Genomic DNA, 19753 nt, shown 5'->3' on the forward strand with positions numbered 1-19753 from the left:
AATCCCGGTTTAGGCCGGGATTTTTTATTACTTCATTTCTCGTCGCTGTTCTCTCGCCAATAGCGTATTCTTCAGAAGCATGGCAATCGTCATTGGGTCCAACACCACCCGGAACGGGAGTTATATAAGATGCTTTCTTGCTCACGTTTTCAAAATCGACATCGCCCGTAATAGTGTAGCCTTTCTCGCTGTCGTCATTCACCCGGGTAATGCCTACGTCAATAATTACGGCATCATCCTTTATCATTTCAGCTTTAAGGTAGTTGGGCACGCCAAGCGCCGTGATAATGATATCGGCCTGGCTGGTGATTTGGTTGATGTTTTTGGTATGGCTGTGCGTTAGTGTTACCGTGCTGTTACCGGGGAAACCCTTACGCCCCATCAATATACTCATGGGCCTGCCCACGATATGGCTGCGCCCGATAACCACTGTATGCTTGCCTTCAGTCTTTACATTGTAGCGCTCCAGCAATTCAAGTATTCCGAAAGGCGTAGCCGGAATAAATGTTGTCATATCCAACGCCATCTTTCCAAAATTCTCCGGGTGGAAACCGTCAACGTCCTTACTCGGGTCAACCGCCATTAGTATCTTTTGAGTGTCAATCTGCTTTGGCAAAGGCAGCTGTACGATAAAACCGTCAATATCATCATTCTCGTTGAGGTCTCGAATAACTTTAAGCAATTCGGTTTCACTGGTAGTGCTCGGCATTTTTATAAGCGTAGATTCAAAGCCTACTCTTTCGCAGGCTTTCACCTTGCTGCCAACGTAGGTGAGGCTGGCGCCGTCATTCCCCACAATCACCGCAGCAAGGTGGGGCACTTTTTCGCCGCGATCTTTCATGCGCTGCACCTGCTGCGCTATTTCATTCTTAATGTCTTCCGAAGTTTTTTTACCGTCGAGTAAAATCATTGTAGTTAGAAAGTTTAAAAGTCATAAAGTTAGAAAGTTACTTTACTGACAGGTTATAAAAGTTGTGTTGTTTTATGAATAAAAAAGGGGCGCGAAATCGCACCCCTGTATACTTAAGGCCTCATGCCTTTCATGCCGCCCATCATCCGCATCAGGTTTTTGCCGCCGCCGCCCTGCATCATCTTCATCATTTTGCTCATCTGGTCAAACTGCTTCAGCAACTGGTTTACCTGCTGTATAGAGGTTCCGCTGCCTTTAGATATCCTGTTTTTGCGCTTCGCGTCTAGTATTGCAGGCTTGCTGCGTTCCTGCGGCGTCATACTGTGTATTATAGCCTCAATATGCTTAAAGGCATCATCTTCAATCTCTACATCTTTCAGCGCTTTGCCTGCGCCGGGTATCATGCCAACAAGGTCTTTCATGTTACCCATTTTCTTCACCTGCTGTATCTGGTTCAGGAAGTCATCAAACCCGAATTCATTCTTCGCGATCTTCTTCTGTAGCTTGCGTGCTTCTTCTTCGTCGTACTGCTCCTGCGCTCTCTCTACAAGCGACACCACGTCACCCATACCAAGTATACGGTCGGCCATACGGTTAGGATAGAAAACGTCAATCGCTTCCATCTTCTCGCCTGTACCGATGAACTTGATCGGCTTGTTAACTACCGATTTAATTGAAATGGCAGCACCACCGCGTGTATCACCGTCAAGCTTGGTAAGGATAACACCATCAAAATCAAGCCTGTCGTTGAAAGCTTTTGCGGTATTCACCGCATCCTGCCCTGTCATGGCATCCACTACAAAAAGTGTTTCCTGTGGCTGAATGGCTTTGTGAACATTAGCAATCTCGTTCATCATCTCCTCATCAACAGCAAGGCGGCCTGCGGTATCCACAATTACCACGTTGAAGCCGTTTGCTTTAGCATGCTTAATTGCATTCTGAGCAATCTCAACAGGGTTACGGTTACCTTCCTCAGAATAAACCTCAACGCCTACCTGGCCGCCCACTACATGAAGCTGGTTTATTGCCGCCGGGCGGTATATATCACACGCTACCAATAGTGGCTTCTTATTCTTCTTAGTTTTAAGATAATTGGCAAGCTTGCCCGAGAACGTTGTCTTACCCGAACCCTGAAGCCCCGACATCAATATCACGCTTGGGTTGCCGCTAAGGTTTATGCCTGCAGCATCACCACCCATAAGTTCGGTAAGCTCGTCTTTTACAAGCTTCACCATAAGCTGGCCCGGCTGTAGCGTGGTGAGTACGTTTTCGCCCATCGCCTTATCTTTTACCTTTGTGGTAAACTCTTTGGCAATCTTAAAGTTAACGTCGGCATCAAGCAACGCGCGGCGTACCTCTTTAAGGGTATCGGCCACATTCACTTCGGTAATCTTACCGTGGCCTTTAAGTATATGTAACGCTTTATCGAGCTTTTCGCTTAAATTATCAAACATATCAGGTTCATTTAATGAAGCGCAAATTTAAGGATTTGATTTTGAAGTGCCGAACCTTACTGCATAAAAAAACCGGCACATGGCCGGCTGAAATTATTGTACTGGTTTAAACACAAAATCTATAAACGGCACCATTGTATAATCCGGGTCAGGGCTGCCGCCACCGCCATAGAAACGTGACTCATGTATAGTTATGCCTTCGTGTGTAAACGGCAAGTCAATAAACTTAAGCGTACCTACACCCCATCCGTTATCATAATTAGGGATAGACCTTCTAATTGTATATTCTTCACCTGCGGTAAGGTCTACATCTTCTATTGCTATATATTCTACCGCTGCACTTGAAAATGCATGTGTCTCGCTGTAAAGCGCAGTACCGTCAGGCGCGAGTATCTCAATAAGGTATTCAAGCGTATCAGTTTCGCCTTTGTAGCCAATACTGCAAATTGTGCCGTTTGTGTTAACGGTGAAGGTATACTCATGCGTCCATGTATCCATTGTAAATTCTTCAGTACCGGTCTGGCTGTCATAGGCCTGCCTGAAGAGCGTATTGGTTGCATCACATGCACCGCATGCTGCCAGCTGCACGTCAAAAGTATCCCGTAAATTCTGGTTGCCTGTAATGATAACCTCTACACCACCAGAATTGATAAGGCTAAATGGGTATTGTATGGCATAAGTTGTGGTGCCGAGCCCCTGCAAAAACGCAAGCAATGAAGCATCGCTCGTGATTTCAAATGTCTCATCTATCACAAAACCGGTGCTGTATGTAGCAAGCGTAATGGGGTAATCTATGGTAAAGCACTCTACATTTGCCTCTATGTTTTGCAGCAGGAATGTTATTGCCGATTGCTGGTTGAGCGCAAAAGGGTTTTCATTTACTGTAACGGGTGCATCATCTTCTGAACAGGAAGCCAGGAAAGCAATGGCCACTATTGCGCTTAGCGCTATATTTAATAATCTTTTCATAGCATTTGGTTTCAGATACAAATAAACAATTTTATGCTGACACCAAAAAATAAAAACCGGCTTTCGGGGGCCGGTTTTCAAGTACATAAACATCTAATGAACTAAACTTGATTATTAAACAGCTAATATAGCTTTTACCCTACCTATTAAAAAAAAAGCAGACCCACCACAAGCCTGCTCTTAGCACAGAAAAACTAAAAATTAAATCTTTTTCATAACAACCCCTTTTTCTGCAAGTGTATAACAGGCTTGAAAAGAATTACCCTACCTGTAAAATAAAATATTCAAAATAAAGGGTTATATCAGCTTAAACGCGCCTTAAGTCTGCCCGCCAGTTTTGTATGGAGCGCTTAATGGCATCAGGCGTAAGATTTTCTGCAATGGCACGCTGAGTTAATGCTTCAAGTTCATCATCAGGAGCGAAACGCAGCGCAAACAACTGCCCTTCGGTAAGATTTTCTTCAAGAGGCTCAAGTCTTTTACCGGTGGTTGCAAGATAGCGGTAACGCAACTCAGCCAACACCAGCCTGTTTTGCAATGTAAGTGCATAATGCTGCCTAAGCATGAATGCCAGCCATGTTATACAGACAAAAAGTATGGTTATTATTACCCATAACGTCCGCATTGCTTCATCAGAAAATGCTTTATATGATGAAAAAAATATAAGCCCAAGCATTAACGGATAAAATACAAAGTGATGCGGCGGGTACCAACGGATGTGGTTTTTATAACTCTGCTGTGACATAATTTATTTACATTATTTGTTAGTATGCTATTAAACTTATGGCTGTGGCTGTGGCCTACAGCCTTCTCCCCTCTTTACTGGCCTGCAGCAACTTTAAAAACCGTGATTCTTTGGTTTCGTCTTTTTTTGCCGATATAATGCCATGCAAAACTACTTTGCGGTATGACGGCGCCTGCTTCATAAAAAATTTATACGCTGCCTTTTCTTTTTTGAAACGCTTTTCCATTTCCGGCGGAAGCACAGGGTCATCTTTTTGCTCAAAAGCATACACTCGCGATTTTGATTCAGTGCGTTTTTCGTATGCGGCTTTACCCATTGGCCATACCAGCCCTTCAGCCAACAGCTTTTCCATCTTGGCAATGTTTACTGCGCTCCAAATGCTGTTGGGCCTGCGTGGGGTAAAGCGTAAATGATAACTTTCTTCATCACCCGATTTGCGTACACCATCAATCCACCCGAAACACAGCGCCTGGTCTACACTCTCGGGCCAGGTAATGCTTTGCTTACCTGTGCCTTTTTTATAGAAGCCCACAAGCAGTTCCTTCTCTGTTTCATGGTTCTTTTCAAGCCATTTCCTGAAATCGGCAGGTGTTTTAAAGAACTTTGGCTCCATTACGAAAGAAATGACGCTACTTCAGTTATCCGCTCTGCCTGCTTAAAGTTGGCGTGTTCAATCTTATGGTCTATATGCTCATGCGCCCATGTGGTGTGGAACGGAATATGGCATGCGTGCCCGCCAATCTGCAAAACCGGCAACACATCACTTTTAAGAGAGTTACCTATCATAAAGAACTCTTCCGGCCGAATATCGAGGCGCTTTACCAATTTTTGGTAGTCTTCCTGCTGCTTATCGCTCATTACCTCAATGTGGTGAAAATAATGGCCCAGGCCGCTGTCATGCAATTTTTTGTGCTGGTCTTTAAGATCGCCTTTTGTAGCAACCACCAATTTATATTTTCCTTGCAATGACTGCAATACATCTTCTACACCTTCAATCAGTTCAATAGGCTTGTCGAGCATATCTTTACCATAGTCTAATATCTTGCTGATTAACGGCGCAGGTATGGTTTCACCTGAAATGCGTATGGCAGTCTCAATCATGCTGAGTATGTAACCCTTAATACCGTAGCCATACAGCGCAAGGTTTTCAATTTCGGTCTTAAAAAGCTCTTTCGCTACCCTGCTTGCAGGAAGGTATTCTTCCATAAGCTGGCAAAACTGCTTTTCCGTATCCTGAAAATAAGGCTCATTCACCCATAGGGTATCATCTGCATCAAATGCAATTACTTTTATGTCCATATAAATTATTTTGGCAGGTACAATTGTACTGCTCCTTTTTTAAATTTCAGTTCATCAACGTGACCCATTTTAGCCTTGTCTTTTGTTATAAGGTGAAGATGCATATAGGTGTCGTGATGGGTGAATACCGACTGATGATTGCGCGAATAAAAACCCACAACAATAACCTGCTCATCATCCAGTTTATAACTTACCTGCCCTTTGTGCGCATCATCCGGATTTTTTACAACAGCGCCTTCAGGGAGGTTTACAACGTGTATTGAAGCTTCATCAGCCACACCCGTCAGCTTAAAAACAAAGGGCTTGTTGGTGCTTTTTGTTACTTCTCCAAGATAATTCTCTAGATCTTTAAGGTTAACTACATTATCCGGAAGCTTTATTTCTTTCCAATCATCAGCATATCCGTGAACAAAAAATGGCGCTTTTACCTGGTAATCTTCAACCACTTTCATTTCGGTGGAAGATTTTACATATGATGTATAGCACTTTCCGTCAATGATCATGATTTCACCCCGAAGGCCTTCTATCGGGCCCAGACCATAAAGATGTTTTTTGTTTGCTATGGTGTCAAGCTGTATTGCGCCTTTCAGCTGCCCGTTCCACATCACATTTTTCATTGCACCTGTAACAATTACAGATGATTTTGTGTTTTGTGAATAAGTGAGCGACCCAAAGAAAAGGCAGGCCATTAAAACTAAACCCGACATAAACTTCATTAGTGCAGTATTTGTGTTGAGTGTGCCGAAATTACTTTCCAGCCATCTGAAGTTTTTTGCCACACCCTTGTAAACCGGAAAATACCCACCAGCGTTTCCCCGAAAAATGATCCGCTTATTTCCTTACGCACAGATACTACAGCCACATCGCCAAATTCGGTGATATGTTGCTCGCTTATTGCAATGTCAAAAATCTCAACGTTTCCCTCTCGGTGCGCATTAAGGTCTTCTTGCTTAGTATAAAGCTGGCCGCTGTGGCTGGTAAAGATGAGGCGGTCGTCAATTAGGGCATCAAGCTCGTTTACATTGCTTGCTTTCATCGCATTGATGAAGCGCTCTTCAAGACGGATAATATCGTGCTGGTGAAACATTTTTTAAATTTTATATCTAATGTAGAAAATAAAATTTACTTTTTAAGCCATTTTATTGCCGCTTTAACCGCGTTATCTTCTGCGAGGTCATTAAAAGAATTATTTTGTACCACAAGTTCATCGGGCATTACATATTCCGGCAATGCTTTCTTATTCTTATCTCCCAGAAATGAGGTGGATATCAGGAAGTAGGACTGATTTTTATTGAAAACAAACCCATTAGTTGAGTTAGCCCTTCCGGCAGATTTTTCCCCAAAAAGTTTAGAATTACCACGTTGATGGAAAACATTAGCAACACCCTCCGCAGAACTTGCAGTACCGGGGCCTATAAGCACTGCTACTTTAGCTGCTGCGAGTGTTGTTGCCTTACTATTGATGTTAGCTTGTTTAATACCGTCAATATAAAAATCTCCGTCGAGAAATGATGACGGTTCTTCAGCCTTGCCATTACGGTCTATATAATAGGTCACAATACCATTTTTGAAAAATGGCGCTAGCCCTCCCAGCATCGGGCGTATGTTACCACCTGCATTAAGGCGGAGGTCTATTATCCAGCCTTTAGGATTGTTTTTTAAAAGTGCTGCAATTGAATTATTAACTAAATTTGCAAGCTCATCTATTTGTGCTTGTTTTTGCACACCCATAAAGGGTATGTTTATGTAAGCAACATCACCTATCATCTTATTAAGTACCCGGGGGCCTTTAGCAAGGGCAGCACGTAGTGAATCTGTAAAGCGTGCATTTAACTCTAGGTCTTCAATTTTGTACTGGTCGTTATAAGAATAGTAAGCCGCATGTTTATCTCCTACGGCATTAAATGCAATCTTAAGTGCGTCAAATATCTCTGTGTTATTTTTTGCTGTAGCTGCCTTAGCATAAATTTGTTTTTCAATTTTATTCCAGTTTACTTTTTTACTGTATAGTGAATGATTACGCAGTATTGTAAGTGAGCTGTCAATATATGTGCGTGTGGTGTCTGCAAGCTGAGCACTTGTGCTTACGCTCAGTAAGAAGATAGATATAAATGCAAAAATGTATTTATTCATTGGTAATAGCCATAACACCTACAAATATATAAGTTTTGTGCGGCACAACATATCATATCATTTAATGCTTAGCCGACCAATACGGTTGCCGTAGCTGTTTACAAGGCCTCCGCTATTGTCAATGTAAATATTGTTGTTGAACTTATCGCTCAGCATAAATTTATAGCCGTAACGGTCACTCTCTTCAAGCGAGCCCAGCAGGTAGATATTATCTTTAGTTACCTGTACAAAGTGCGCTTTTTTGGTGATGAAATAACGCCCAGTTGGGTCACCTGTAAGGCTTACCTCTCCGGCAATATACTTTTCATCAAGAGCCAGCTTTTCCTTCACCGGTTTTTGTACTGTCCGTGCAGGTGCAGTAGTACGTTTCGGTGTTGTTCTTGCTGCAACGGCCGGACGCTGTGTAATAACATCTATTGCAGATGGAGTAACACCGCCGCTACCCGCATTGGCCCATCCGGTCTCAATAGATGAAAGGCGCAGGTGCTTGGCCGGGTGCGTATGAGAACCTTTCATTGAGGCAATCAGCGACATGGCGGCCTGGGCATCTTTAAGTGATGCGCCCATCTTCCTCAGTACAAACCCACTGAATTCATCTGCCTCGAGTTCGGTGGCCGGGCGGCTGCCTTCACTGCCCAATGTGTGGCCGTTTAGGTGATGCCCTATCTCGTGGGCAAGTATGCTTATGGCGGCCCAGTTTGTCCCGGAAACGGTATTAACCGTATTCATAAACTCCGGATTGTAAAGTATGTAGCGCTTGTTTTTGATAATTACCGCAGCAGCATTGGGAACATTGGCTGCACGTAGCTCGAAGTTGGCGCGCAGGCCTATAACCGACATAATATTTTTCACTACCGCCTCCGCAGTGTTATCGGCTTCATATGCTGTAATGGTGTTTTCTATAGTTTCGCCATAATAGCTGCACATAGCATCATATTTGGCAGATGCGAACATTTTTTGTGCCGAAGCCGGCAGTATACAGCATAAAGCTGCAATAACGATACAGATTTTAATGCTTTTCATATGTTATCAGGATAATATTAAAAGCCATAGTACCTGGCTTATAAACTGATAACGCAAACGGAGTGCCAAAAAGTATTACGTTGATAAAGTGACTGCGCGTTAATTTCTATCTGTTAGAAAATTTTCTATTTTTACATTTTCAAATTAATTTCAAATGTCAGACAACATCATAATATTACTCGCCTTTATAATCGCTCTAGCCATTGGCGTCTTCATTGGCAAAGCAATTTTCGCAGCAAAAGCCGCTTCAGAGAAAAAAGTGCTCGAAGAACGCAACAACAGCCTGCTGCAGCAAATAGAGCAACAAAGGCAGCAAACCGCATCTGAAAAGCTTATTGCCGAGAGGCATTACCAGCAACAGGAAGAAGACCGCGATAACCTGCGTATTGCAAAAGAAGCGCTGGCTTTACAGTTGGCGAAGAAAGAAACTGATTTTGAAAACCTGTATGAGCGCATGCGGGAGCAGCGTGAAGAAACGGAACAGCTTCGGGAGAAATTCACTAAAGAATTTGAAAACCTGGCCAATAAGATACTTGAAGAAAAATCTAACAAGTTCACAGAGCAGAACCGTGAGAATATGAAGAACATACTTTCACCGCTTCAGGAGAAAATACACATGTTTGAGAAAAAGGTAGAAGATACCCACAAGGAAAGCATAGACTACCATGCTGCGCTGCGACAGCAGATACTCGGGCTTCGCGACATGAACGAACAGATGAGCCGTGAGACGCTAAACCTTACCAAAGCCCTAAAAGGCGATGCCAAAATGCAGGGCAATTGGGGTGAACTTGTACTGGAGCGCGTGTTAGAAAAGTCAGGGCTTGAGAAGGGCCGTGAATACTATGTGCAACAAAGCCACCAGACCGAAGAAGGAAGCCGAATTCAGCCGGACGTTGTGATAAACCTGCCCGATGGGAAGAAGATGATTGTGGACAGCAAAGTTTCGCTTGTAGCATACGAGCGCTTTGTAAATGAGGAAGATGAATTGCAAAAAGCGCTCCACCTTAAAGACCACGTATCCTCCATAAAACGCCATATAGACCAGCTTAGCGACAAGAACTACCACGACCTGTACCATATTGAAAGTCCTGATTTTGTATTGTTATTCATACCGATGGAACCTGCATTCGCCTGTGCCCTAAACGAAGATGTATCGCTGTACAATAAGGCTTTTGAGCGTAATATTGTTATTGTCACGCCAAGCACATTGCTTGCTACCCTGCGAACTATTGACAGTATGTGGAGCAACCAGAAACAGCAGGAAAATGCCTATGAGATTGCCCGCCAGGCCGGAGCACTGTATGACAAATTTGAAGGCTTTATTAACGACCTTACCAAGGTTGGCAATAAGATGCGCGATGCCCAGACAGAGTATCAAAACGCGATGGGCAAACTGGTTGACGGCCGCGGCAACATTATCACAAGCATTGAAAAATTGAAGAAGATGGGCGCTAAAGCAAAAAAAGCCCTGCCCGAAAATATACTGAACCGCGCTATGCAGATGGAAGAGGAAGATGTAGCGATGGATACTGATAAACTACTGAACCAGTAAGATGGAAGAGAAAATTTATAAGAAAGTCAGCGCATCAAAAGTTACTATAAGTGAGCTTATGCTGCCCTCACACACCAACTTCAGCGGAAAGATACACGGCGGCTACATCTTAATGCTTATGGACCAGATAGCCTTTGCATCGGCATCAAAATTCTCGGGAATGTACTGCGTAACGGCATCGGTAGATACTGTTGATTTCCTAAACCCGATTGAAGTAGGCGAAATTGTAACTATGAAAGCTTCTGTAAACTATGTAGGCAACAGCAGCATGATTGTTGGCATTCGCGTAACATCTGAAAATATCCGTACAGGTATGGTGAAACATTGCAACTCATCTTACTTCACCATGGTGGCAAAAGATGATAATGGAAAGAATGCCATGGTGCCGCGTTTGATACTTTCATCATTAAATGAAGTGCGAAGATTTTACAATGCATTAAAGCGCATAAACCTTAAAAAAGAGAAAAACCTTCACGAAGAAACATTTGACCATACCACCGGGGAAGCGCTTGAAGGCCTGAAAAATCACGACATCAGGCTAAATTTATAATACTCATTTACAGCAAAATAACTTTTTCTCTTACTTTGTAAAAGGTAGGGTGAAATATTTTATATTTGTTATCATTTCATTAAAAAGTTGCGATAACAGTATGAAACAAAACTATTTTTTAAGGAGTTTATTTATATTATTACTATTCACTGCTTTTACATCATGTAACGATGATGAAGGATATACTCCCGTACCTGAACCACCGGTACAGGTTTCGCCCGTTGATGTTAACCTTGCCAATGTGCCTTACCCCACGCTGTCACAGTACAAATTTTTTACGGGCGACATGAAAAATATGGAGCCTGCTTACAAAGTGATTCCGTATGACCTGAACAGCACGCTTTTTACAGATTATGCCCACAAGAAAAGATTTGTATGGATGCCGGCCAATACATCTGCAACCTACAACGGCGATGCCAATGTGCTTGATTTTCCTAACGGTACAGTACTCATCAAAAACTTTTATTATGATAACGTACAGCCTGAAAACACCAGGAAAATTATTGAAACGAGGCTGATGATAATGAAAAATGGCGAGTGGATATTTGCAAATTACCTGTGGAATGATGCCCAAACAGAGGCAACGCTGGATATGGCCGGTAAAAATATAGAACTGGCATGGATAGAAAACGGCGTACCAATGAACACCACTTACCGCATACCCAGTGGCAATGAATGCTTTACCTGCCATAAATCAGATGAAGTTCCTTCAGCTATTGGGCCAAAACCGCAAAATTTAAATAAATCATATACATACAGCAATGGCAGCGCCAACCAGCTGTCTCGCTGGATACAGGAGGGTTACCTCAACACTGCCCCGCAAAATATTACATCAACAATAGACTGGACAGATACTTCTAAATCTCTGGATATGAGGGTAAGGTCTTACCTTGATATAAATTGTGCCCATTGCCATAAAGAGGGGGCGCATTGTGATTACAGGCCTATAAGACTGGCATTTAATGAAACTACAGACCCTGTAAATCTTGGTGTATGTGTTGAATTCCAGCAACCCGTGGGGCAGGGCCAGTCACATATTATAGCGCGCGGCGTGTACCAGCGCTCCATGATGTACTACCGTATGAACTCAGTAGAAGATAATGAGCGCATGCCGCTTATGGGCCGCAGCGTGAAGCATACTGAAGCACTCCAGATGATGCAGCAATGGATTTCAGGCCTAGGAGAACCGTGTCCTTAATAAATAAACAACCAAACACCAAACTATATGAAAAGATTATTACTTATACTGTTTTGCCTTTGCACTGCAACAGGTTTCGCCCAAAACACATGCCAGACAGCCCTGCCTGTAACAGCAGGACTTGTAAATTCAGCCACTTTGCAGGCAGGCAGCCAGGTACCTACACCTGTATGTACAAGCGGCCAGCAAAATTCACCTAACAAAGGTTCGTGGTACACTTATACTGCCACCCAGACTGAAAGCGTTACTGTAAGCACAGATTTAGAAGGATATCCTAAAGCAGATACACGTGTACACATTTACAGCGGTACTTGTGGAGCTCTTACATGCGTGGCTGGTGATGATGACAGTGGCACGAATTTTACTTCTGTTGTAACATTTAACGTTACTCAGGGAGAAACATATTACATCGCGTTTGATAATAACTGGACAGTAACTAACTTTTATTTTAGCCTTACAACCGGCGTACAGCAGTCACTTATCCTTACAGGATCATACAAAATATGCGTTGTAGACATGAATGGTGATTTTCTTGATGACCTGGTAGGTGTTCATAACAATAAAATTCATATACTGTATCAAAATACTGACGGGACATTTACATCTGCGATGCTTGATACCCCCGGAAATATCACTAATATGCCAAGCTGGAGTATGGCTGCGGGTGATTATAATAAGGATGGCTTTAATGACTTATTACTAGGCGGCGGAAACGGGGCCACACTTTTATTGAGCAATAGTAACGGTACTGCTTTTGCAACAGCTCACAACACGCCACAATATGTTTTCTCGCAGCGAACCAATTTTATTGATATAAATAATGATGGCCATCTTGATGCTTTTGTATGCCATGACGTAGCACCAAATGTATATTTTAGAAACAACGGCTCAGGAGGGTTCACATTCCATCAAGGAGGACTGGGCGATGTTTCCAACGGAGGCAACTACGGTTCTATATGGGTAGACTATGACAATGACGGCGACCAGGATCTCTTTATAGCTAAATGCCGCGGAGGAAACAACGTAGCTGCCATAGATGAGCTGCACCGCAATAATGGCAACGGTACCTTTACAAATGTGGCTACAACAGCGGGTTTTGCAGATTATCACCAGTCATGGTCGGCTGCATGGGCAGATTTTGATAATGACGGTGATATGGATGTAATGATAGGGGCCAGCTCAACCTCGGGCGGATCACACAAACTGATGCGTAACAATGGCGACGGTACTTTTACCAATGTGACTGCGGGATCGGGATATGATACATTTACATCATTAAGCCAGGAACATTGTGCCCATGATTTTAATAATGACGGCTTTGTAGATGTTTTTGGAGGCGGAAACAAAATAATGTACAATAATGGGAATATGACATTTACTCCGGCAACATCATTTGCAGCAAATGGTGCAGTAGGAGATTTAAACAATGATGGCTTTCTCGACTTTCTTAACGGAAGTACTGTAAAATTTAATCCCGGCAATAATAATAACTGGATAAAACTTAACCTGAAAGGAACTACAAGCAACTCAAACGGTATTGGCGCACGTGTTGAAATATATGGAATATGGGGCAAACAAATACGTGATGTACGCAGTGGTGATGGCTTTGAGTTCATGAGCTCACTAAACCCACATTTTGGTATTGGCACAGCAACTGCAATTGAAAAGGTAATTGTAAAGTGGCCATCAGGTATAGTTGATACAATAATGAACCCGGGTATAAATCAGTCACTGCTTGTTACTGAAGGCGCTACGCTTGGTTTGGGTAATAATACAGGCAGCGCTTTTATGGTATATCCTAATCCTGCAAAAGATTTTATAGAGATACAAGGAAATAATACTGCAGATATTACTAAGGCACAGATTTATGACCTGAATGGTAAACTTGTATTGTCAGTTAAAGTTGATAATCCCAGAATATCTGTACAAGGCATTTCAAAGGGTAATTATATACTAGTTTTACAAGATAACACCGGTAAACAGCATACGCAGAAAATAGTAAAAGGCTAAAAAACTTCTTTCAATAGAATCCGCTGCTATAGCAGCGGATTTTTTTTCTTAATAAATTGTTAAAAAAAGTAAAATGGCATACCTTGCGCCTTTTTACACTAATGAAAATTAAGATATTAAAATTCGTTGTTGCCATACTGATAGGCTTACAACCTCTGTATGCACAAAAAGATATTGATCCTACCCCGGAAGATATCGCACTTGCAAAATCTTTACATGATAAGTATCCAAAAAATGAGGTCGCTATACTCAGCGACATTGAAATAGTTTCATTCGGATTTGATGATAAAACTCATAATGTAACGGTTAATCATACTATTAACAGCCGTTTAATGAATATAGGCCATCGCGCAGATATTCATAAATATGAATTTTACAACAGTGAATCTGAAGTGAAAGAATTGAATGTTAAGTACCGTAATGGCAAAAAAGCGAAGTTCAAACTTAACGATGAATTTCATACAACTAATGATATATTCTATAGTGACTATAGGGTAAAATATATGGAAATTGATTTTCCTGTACAGGGATACACCTATGATTATGAAATGGTTAAGCATTACAAAGATGTAAAATATTTCACTTCAGTTTTTTTTAATAAAGAGTATCCCATCGTTAAAAAAGAAATGGTAATCATAGTGCCCGACTGGCTTACAGTAGAAATTAAAGAGTTTAATTTCAGCGGTCACACTGTTGACAAAAAAGTAATTACAGATACGAAAACAAAATCTTCTAAATATATCTTTACGATTACAGATCTTCCGGCAATAGCCAAAGAAGAGTCAGCTCCAGGGCCAAGCTACACATATCCGCACCTTCTTTTAATCGCAAAATCATTTAATAAAGGTGGAAAAACAACAACCCTATTCAACTCAACAGCTGATTTATATAAATGGTACAAATCATTGGTAAACGACATTGATGAAAAACCTGAACAACTTAATGATAAGGTTAAAGAACTTACAGCCAATGCTAAAAGTGATGAAGAAAAAATTAAAAATATCTACTATTGGGTACAAGACAATATAAGATATATTGCTTTTGAAGACGGATTGGCCGGTTTCCGGCCTGATGCCTCACAAAATGTTTTCAACAAACGCTTTGGTGACTGTAAGGGTATGGCTAACTTAACAAGGCAGATGCTCAAGGCTGCCGGGTTTGATGCACGCCTTACATGGATTGGCACTAAAAGAATTGCTTATGATTACACTATTCCATCGCTATGCGTTGACAATCATATGATTTGCACAGTTATAAAAGGCGGCAAACGCTATTTTCTTGATGGAACAGAGAAATATAACTCTTTTGGGGAATATGCTGAGCGCATACAGGGCAAAGAAGTTTTGATTGAAGATGGCGACAGTTTCATAATTGATAAAGTTCCTATTGCAGCTGCATCACATAACAAAGAAATTTACAGTGCTGATTTAAAAATTAAAAATGAATCACTTACAGGTGTTGTGAGCAATTTTATGAAAGGTGAAAGCCGGGCCTCTTTTTTATATGGCTACAACAATATTAAGACTGACAAAAAAGAGAACGCACTGGAATACTATCTTTCAGGCGGTAATAAAAACTTCGTGGTATCAAATATCCGGACATCAGATTTATCAAACAGGGATAACCCTATTAAACTTGAATATGATGCCACCTTTAAAAATAAAGTGTCTTATTTTGACGATGAAATTTACGTAAATCTTGATTATAGAAGAGAGTACAGCAGCCTTGACTTTAAAGAACGTAAAAGCGATTATGAGTTTGATTATAAGGAAGATTATGAATCTATAATAACACTTGAAATACCTGAAGGCTATAAAGTTACACAGTTACCACAACCTTACGTTGCAGATAATGGCAATTACTATATAAAAACTTCTTACGAGGAAAAAGGCAAGGCCATTGTTTATAAAAAGAATTTGTATTTAAAACCGGGGCTATAAAGGTTAAAGAATTTAAAGCGTGGGGAGAATCACTTAACAACCTTAAAAAAAACTATAACGAACAAATTACCCTAACAAAGATATAACCTGATGAAAAATAATTTTATAACGTTGCTACTACTTTTAAGCAACATTATACAAGCGCAAACAAAAGAAGAAGTTGAAGCCAGTGTTTGGCCGAAGAATGATCCATATAGTTCAGTCGTAAAAATACCTGAAAAGTGGAAAAAAGAATCGGCAGTTATTATAATTAAAGATGAAAGGTACAGCTTTGACACATCTATGATGATTAATAACAGTTATATGTCTGTAAGAAAAAGGGTTATGCTTCTTGATCAGGCTGCAGTTAAAGAGTTTTCAGAATTTTCAATTACTGAACGTATTAAATACAAGGTTGTAATCATGTTTGGGTCACATGAAAAGAAAGAGCGCGACCTTATGGGCATAAAGGTGATTAAGCCTGATGGTACAGAAAAACGGATAAATGTAGATGAAGTATCAGTTAAAGCTGATGATAAGATAAAGATTGCTGTTCCAAATCTTGAGCCAGGTGACATTATTGACTATTACTATTATACAAATGTGCCTCCTGTTGCTATAGAAGAGAGATTACTTGCTGATGAATATCCTATAATGAATGCAAAAATTACTTTAGATACTGAAGATAATTTTTTCATAAACTTTAATTCTTATAATGGCGCACCAAAAATTAAATCAGTTCCTGAAAAAGGTAAAAAGCTCAAATATGAACTTGTAGCATCAGATATTGAAAAATATGAGCCTAAAAGATGGTATTATCCGTTTGCTGAGTTACCGGCATATAAATTTCATGCTGTACAAAAACAAACAGGAAATTATGCAAAGCTTGCTGATGCATTTGTTGATAATGTAAAAGAATTAAAGAAAACTGTGTCTAAAGAGGATGTTTTAAAATTCTATGATAATAAATTATGGGCATTGGGTAATATAGGAGAAGTAAAAAAATATATAAAACAAAAAGGATACACTTCAACGGAAGAAAAAGTTGTACAAGCATACTATTTTTACAGGCACATGTACTTTACGAGATATATGGAAGCATTGCTGGCATCTGAAGCAAAAATATTTGATGGTACTGAGCTTTATGGAAACGCACCTATATTTCTTGATGATGAATACAAATTTGGGCGCCATATGATGGCTTTTCTGAAAGAAAACAAAATAAAATATGAAATAATTGTAGCAACTGGCAGAGAGAATGGAGACATTAAAGATCTTTTAATACAACCAAATGTTTTAGTTGGTATAAAAGTGTTGACAGACCAGCCAATTTACTTGCAATACTTTGGTATGTATAATACGCCTGGTACAATTAATTACAGTATTGAAGGTACAGATGGCTATGCATTACAGACTCCGAATTTTGTAAAGGGAACAGCCGTTAAAGACACTAAACTGCCTGTATCTTCGTATAAAGATAATAAGATTACTAATATTGCAACTGTTAAACTTAATGATGATTTTAACGGATTTCATTTTCAAAAAGAATCACTCGTTTACGGGCAATTTAAAGAAGGTGAACAAAAGGAAAAATTAAATTTCACAGATTTTATGGATCAGGACAATGAGAGATATGGCACAAAACCTTTAAAAGACCTAATAAGTAATAATAAGAAAAAAGAACAATTTATTAGGGAATATAATGCGCTTAAAACAAAAATTAAAGATAAGCAGAAGAAAGAATTTGAAGAATCAACCGAAGCTGAATATGGTTTCGATATTGACAACCATTCATTTACATTTGTTGATTTTGGCAGGTATGATAAACTACAGCCATTTGCGTATAACGAAAACTTTACAGTAAATAATAACCTGATTAAATCTGCAGGTTCAAATTACGTAATTGAGATAGGAAAATTTATTGGTGAACAGCTTAAGCTTGATGAAAAAGAAATGAATCGTAAAGAAAACATATATTCCATTTTTCCTCGCTCTTATGATGAACAGGTAATACTTACAATTCCTGATGGATACACTGTATCAGGCATTGATAAGCTTAACAAAAAGGTTGAAAATAATACCGGAGGATTTATAAGCACAGCATCGATAGAAGGAAACCAGCTTAAAATTAAAGCATACAAATATTATGCAAACTACTTTGAACCTACTTCAAACTGGAAAGATATGACTGCTTTCTTAGAGGCTGCATACCAATTTACACAGGAAAAGATTTTATTAAAAAAGATTTAACTGCTAAATGAAGAGCCCCTCAATGAGGGGCTTCTTTATTTTAATTATTTCTTCACAATATTCAAATCTTCCTGCTTTCCACCTGAAGTCACCTTTAATAAGTAAGTACCCTGTGCAAGCCCGTCAATATAAAGCTTTGCATCTGCATTACCTGCATTTGAAGCGTCCATTATTTTTCTGCCGTTTACATCAAACATTTCAATTTTATCGATCACCGCTTCTGCCGAAATATTAATAACATCAGTTGCAGGATTAGGCCATGCACTAAAGGCATTTTTGTTATTTCTTTGAGTAGACGCATTTGCATCTACAGTTATAACGCCTGCCATACCTGCATGAAAAATACATACATATGGGTTTGTACCTACAACATTAAACGTCTTAGAATAAGACAGCCCTATACCCTGCAATGTACCGCTGTCAAAATTTTCCGCGCTTCCGGGTTGTGAAGTTACAGTATGCGGGTGTGCTGTTGTCCACATCCACATTACAGTGTCACCTGGTGCAATTGTTTTACTAAATTGGGCAACACCCGCGGTTGTACCCCAGTTAATGTGATGTGTTTGTTGGGCAAAACCAAATGCAGAAAGCATAAGAGCTGCAATAAGTAATGTTCTTTTCATAATTCAATTTTTTAAAATTAATAGCAATATCAAAGTTAAAAAATTTTAACATACTTATAACATTTCCAAAAAAAATGTACTTAATGAAAATTCCTGTAATAAAAGAATTTATTTTATCGAGATGAAGGATGGTTTTTGTATTATCAGCATTTTCGGTATACATTAATTCGAATTTTGCATCATAAACAATTTCATCAAATGTATACGAAGTGCTTATGCCCACAGTATTGCTAAATAAATCATCAAAGGCTTTAATGTATACCATTACCTCACCTTCTACCGATTTAAAATCTTCGGCAGTAAAGCCGTAAAGCGGGCTTTTCTCGTCAATCGGGTGTACAAGTGTCCAGCTAAGAGTTAAGGATCCTATTTTTTGCATCTGCAGCGGCAAGTTGTAGAACTTATTAACAGCAATATCATTTTCAGTAATGTTCATCCCAAGGGTAAGGCGGGCTTCGGCATCAATAAGGTTTGTATTTTTGTGAGGCGCTGTCCTTAACATTAGCGCTGTACCATCTTTATATGGAGATATTAGCGCATTTTCAGAAAATATAAGGTAAGCCTTCGGCCTGCTGAATCTTCCGTAGAATAAACCTGTAGCTATTGCAAAACATAAGAGTCCGGTCAATGCCTCAGTTGCTGCAAGAGCACTGGTAAGAAATCCGTTGGGACTTATATGCCCGTAACCAACCGTTGTAAAAGTCTGGGCACTGAAAAAATATGCTTTGCCAAATTTTAATAATTCAGAGCCTGAATCATCAATACCATTAAGATATTCAACCCCAATTGCATAATACATCAATGCAAAGACAAAGTTTACAGCTGCATAAAATCCTAACAGTACAGATATAAACTTCCAACCAGGCATGGTAAGCATGGTGTGGTACCAGCTTATCCGGCTGAAGAAGGGCATACCGCGTTTCTCTATATTGGCGCTGCCGTCTTTATTAATAAAGCGTCCGCCATAATTTGACGGATTGGTACCGAAACCAGTTGTATCGCTGGTAGCGGCGTTACTATTTATCTTTTTAAAAAATCCCATGATCCTTATTATGACAAACCAAATGTAGGGGAAATTTTTACCTAAAAATAAGCCCCGCAATTGCGGGGCTTAAGCT

17 protein-coding genes and 1 pseudogene are annotated in these 19753 nt (G+C 40.2%); 6 read left to right on the forward strand and 12 right to left on the reverse strand.

Features of this window, described 5'->3' with window-relative positions:
- Positions 1-27: 27 nt before the first annotated feature.
- From LRS05_RS13835 to LRS05_RS13880, 10 genes and pseudogenes are all read right to left on the reverse strand, one after another.
- Positions 28-910: pseudogene (locus LRS05_RS13835) on the reverse strand (bifunctional 5,10-methylenetetrahydrofolate dehydrogenase/5,10-methenyltetrahydrofolate cyclohydrolase).
- 113 nt (positions 911-1023) lie between these two features.
- A complete protein-coding gene (gene ffh / locus LRS05_RS13840; protein ID WP_257868856.1) occupies positions 1024-2364 on the reverse strand; it encodes a signal recognition particle protein in 1341 nt (446 codons plus the stop codon).
- Positions 2365-2457: 93 nt separating this feature from the next.
- Positions 2458-3333 (reverse strand): hypothetical protein, encoded by an 876-nt coding sequence (locus LRS05_RS13845; RefSeq protein ID WP_257868857.1) that lies wholly within the window; start codon positions 3331-3333, stop codon positions 2458-2460.
- 307 nt (positions 3334-3640) lie between these two features.
- Positions 3641-4078 (reverse strand): DUF6526 family protein, encoded by a 438-nt coding sequence (locus tag LRS05_RS13850; RefSeq protein ID WP_257868858.1) that lies wholly within the window; start codon positions 4076-4078, stop codon positions 3641-3643.
- A 55-nt stretch (positions 4079-4133) separates the two neighbouring features.
- On the reverse strand, positions 4134-4691 hold the full coding sequence (locus tag LRS05_RS13855; RefSeq protein WP_257868859.1) for a YdeI family protein: 558 nt from the start codon (positions 4689-4691) through the stop codon (positions 4134-4136).
- Positions 4691-5377 carry an HAD family hydrolase gene (locus LRS05_RS13860; protein WP_257868860.1) on the reverse strand — a complete coding sequence of 229 codons (687 nt, stop codon included), beginning with the start codon at positions 5375-5377 and terminating at the stop codon, positions 4691-4693. The genes LRS05_RS13855 and LRS05_RS13860 overlap by 1 nt, the downstream gene beginning before the upstream one ends.
- 5 nt (positions 5378-5382) lie before the next feature.
- Entirely contained in the window at positions 5383-6093 is a 711-nt protein-coding gene (locus LRS05_RS13865; protein ID WP_257868861.1) for an acetolactate decarboxylase, read from the reverse strand.
- A complete protein-coding gene (locus LRS05_RS13870) occupies positions 6093-6464 on the reverse strand; it encodes a nuclear transport factor 2 family protein (RefSeq protein ID WP_257868862.1) in 372 nt (123 codons plus the stop codon). The genes LRS05_RS13865 and LRS05_RS13870 overlap by 1 nt, the downstream gene beginning before the upstream one ends.
- A 35-nt stretch (positions 6465-6499) precedes the next feature.
- Positions 6500-7510 carry a S41 family peptidase gene (locus LRS05_RS13875; protein WP_257868863.1) on the reverse strand — a complete coding sequence of 337 codons (1011 nt, stop codon included), beginning with the start codon at positions 7508-7510 and terminating at the stop codon, positions 6500-6502.
- Between the two features lie 57 nt (positions 7511-7567).
- On the reverse strand, positions 7568-8533 hold the full coding sequence (locus LRS05_RS13880; protein ID WP_257868864.1) for a hypothetical protein: 966 nt from the start codon (positions 8531-8533) through the stop codon (positions 7568-7570).
- Positions 8534-8687: 154 nt separating this feature from the next.
- Here LRS05_RS13880 and rmuC point away from each other — a divergent pair, with 154 nt between their 5' ends.
- From rmuC to LRS05_RS13910, 6 genes are all read left to right on the forward strand, one after another.
- Positions 8688-10085 (forward strand): DNA recombination protein RmuC, encoded by a 1398-nt coding sequence (rmuC, locus tag LRS05_RS13885; RefSeq protein WP_257868865.1) that lies wholly within the window; start codon positions 8688-8690, stop codon positions 10083-10085.
- Between the two features lies 1 nt (position 10086).
- Positions 10087-10635: an acyl-CoA thioesterase gene (locus LRS05_RS13890; protein WP_257868866.1), complete on the forward strand. Its 549-nt coding sequence runs from the start codon at positions 10087-10089 to the stop codon at positions 10633-10635.
- A gap of 100 nt (positions 10636-10735) precedes the next feature.
- Positions 10736-11833 carry a hypothetical protein gene (locus tag LRS05_RS13895; RefSeq protein ID WP_257868867.1) on the forward strand — a complete coding sequence of 366 codons (1098 nt, stop codon included), beginning with the start codon at positions 10736-10738 and terminating at the stop codon, positions 11831-11833.
- A gap of 27 nt (positions 11834-11860) precedes the next feature.
- Entirely contained in the window at positions 11861-13843 is a 1983-nt protein-coding gene (locus tag LRS05_RS13900) for an FG-GAP-like repeat-containing protein (protein ID WP_257868868.1), read from the forward strand.
- Positions 13844-13944: 101 nt separating this feature from the next.
- On the forward strand, positions 13945-15783 hold the full coding sequence (locus LRS05_RS13905) for a transglutaminase family protein (protein ID WP_257868869.1): 1839 nt from the start codon (positions 13945-13947) through the stop codon (positions 15781-15783).
- Between the two features lie 90 nt (positions 15784-15873).
- Positions 15874-18012, forward strand: a complete 2139-nt coding sequence (locus LRS05_RS13910) for a DUF3857 domain-containing protein (protein ID WP_257868870.1) — start codon at positions 15874-15876, stop codon at positions 18010-18012.
- A 44-nt stretch (positions 18013-18056) separates the two neighbouring features.
- Here LRS05_RS13910 and LRS05_RS13915 read toward each other — a convergent pair whose 3' ends face one another.
- The gene (locus LRS05_RS13915; protein WP_257868871.1) at positions 18057-18635 is read right to left on the reverse strand and encodes a T9SS type A sorting domain-containing protein; all 579 of its coding nucleotides are present in this window, start codon (positions 18633-18635) and stop codon (positions 18057-18059) included.
- A complete protein-coding gene (locus LRS05_RS13920) occupies positions 18562-19677 on the reverse strand; it encodes an ion channel (protein WP_257868872.1) in 1116 nt (371 codons plus the stop codon). The genes LRS05_RS13915 and LRS05_RS13920 overlap by 74 nt, the downstream gene beginning before the upstream one ends.
- Positions 19678-19753 lie beyond the last annotated feature (76 nt).

This window comes from Flavobacterium sp. J372 (assembly GCF_024699965.1).
In the GTDB taxonomy this organism is placed as follows: domain Bacteria; phylum Bacteroidota; class Bacteroidia; order Flavobacteriales; family Flavobacteriaceae; genus Flavobacterium.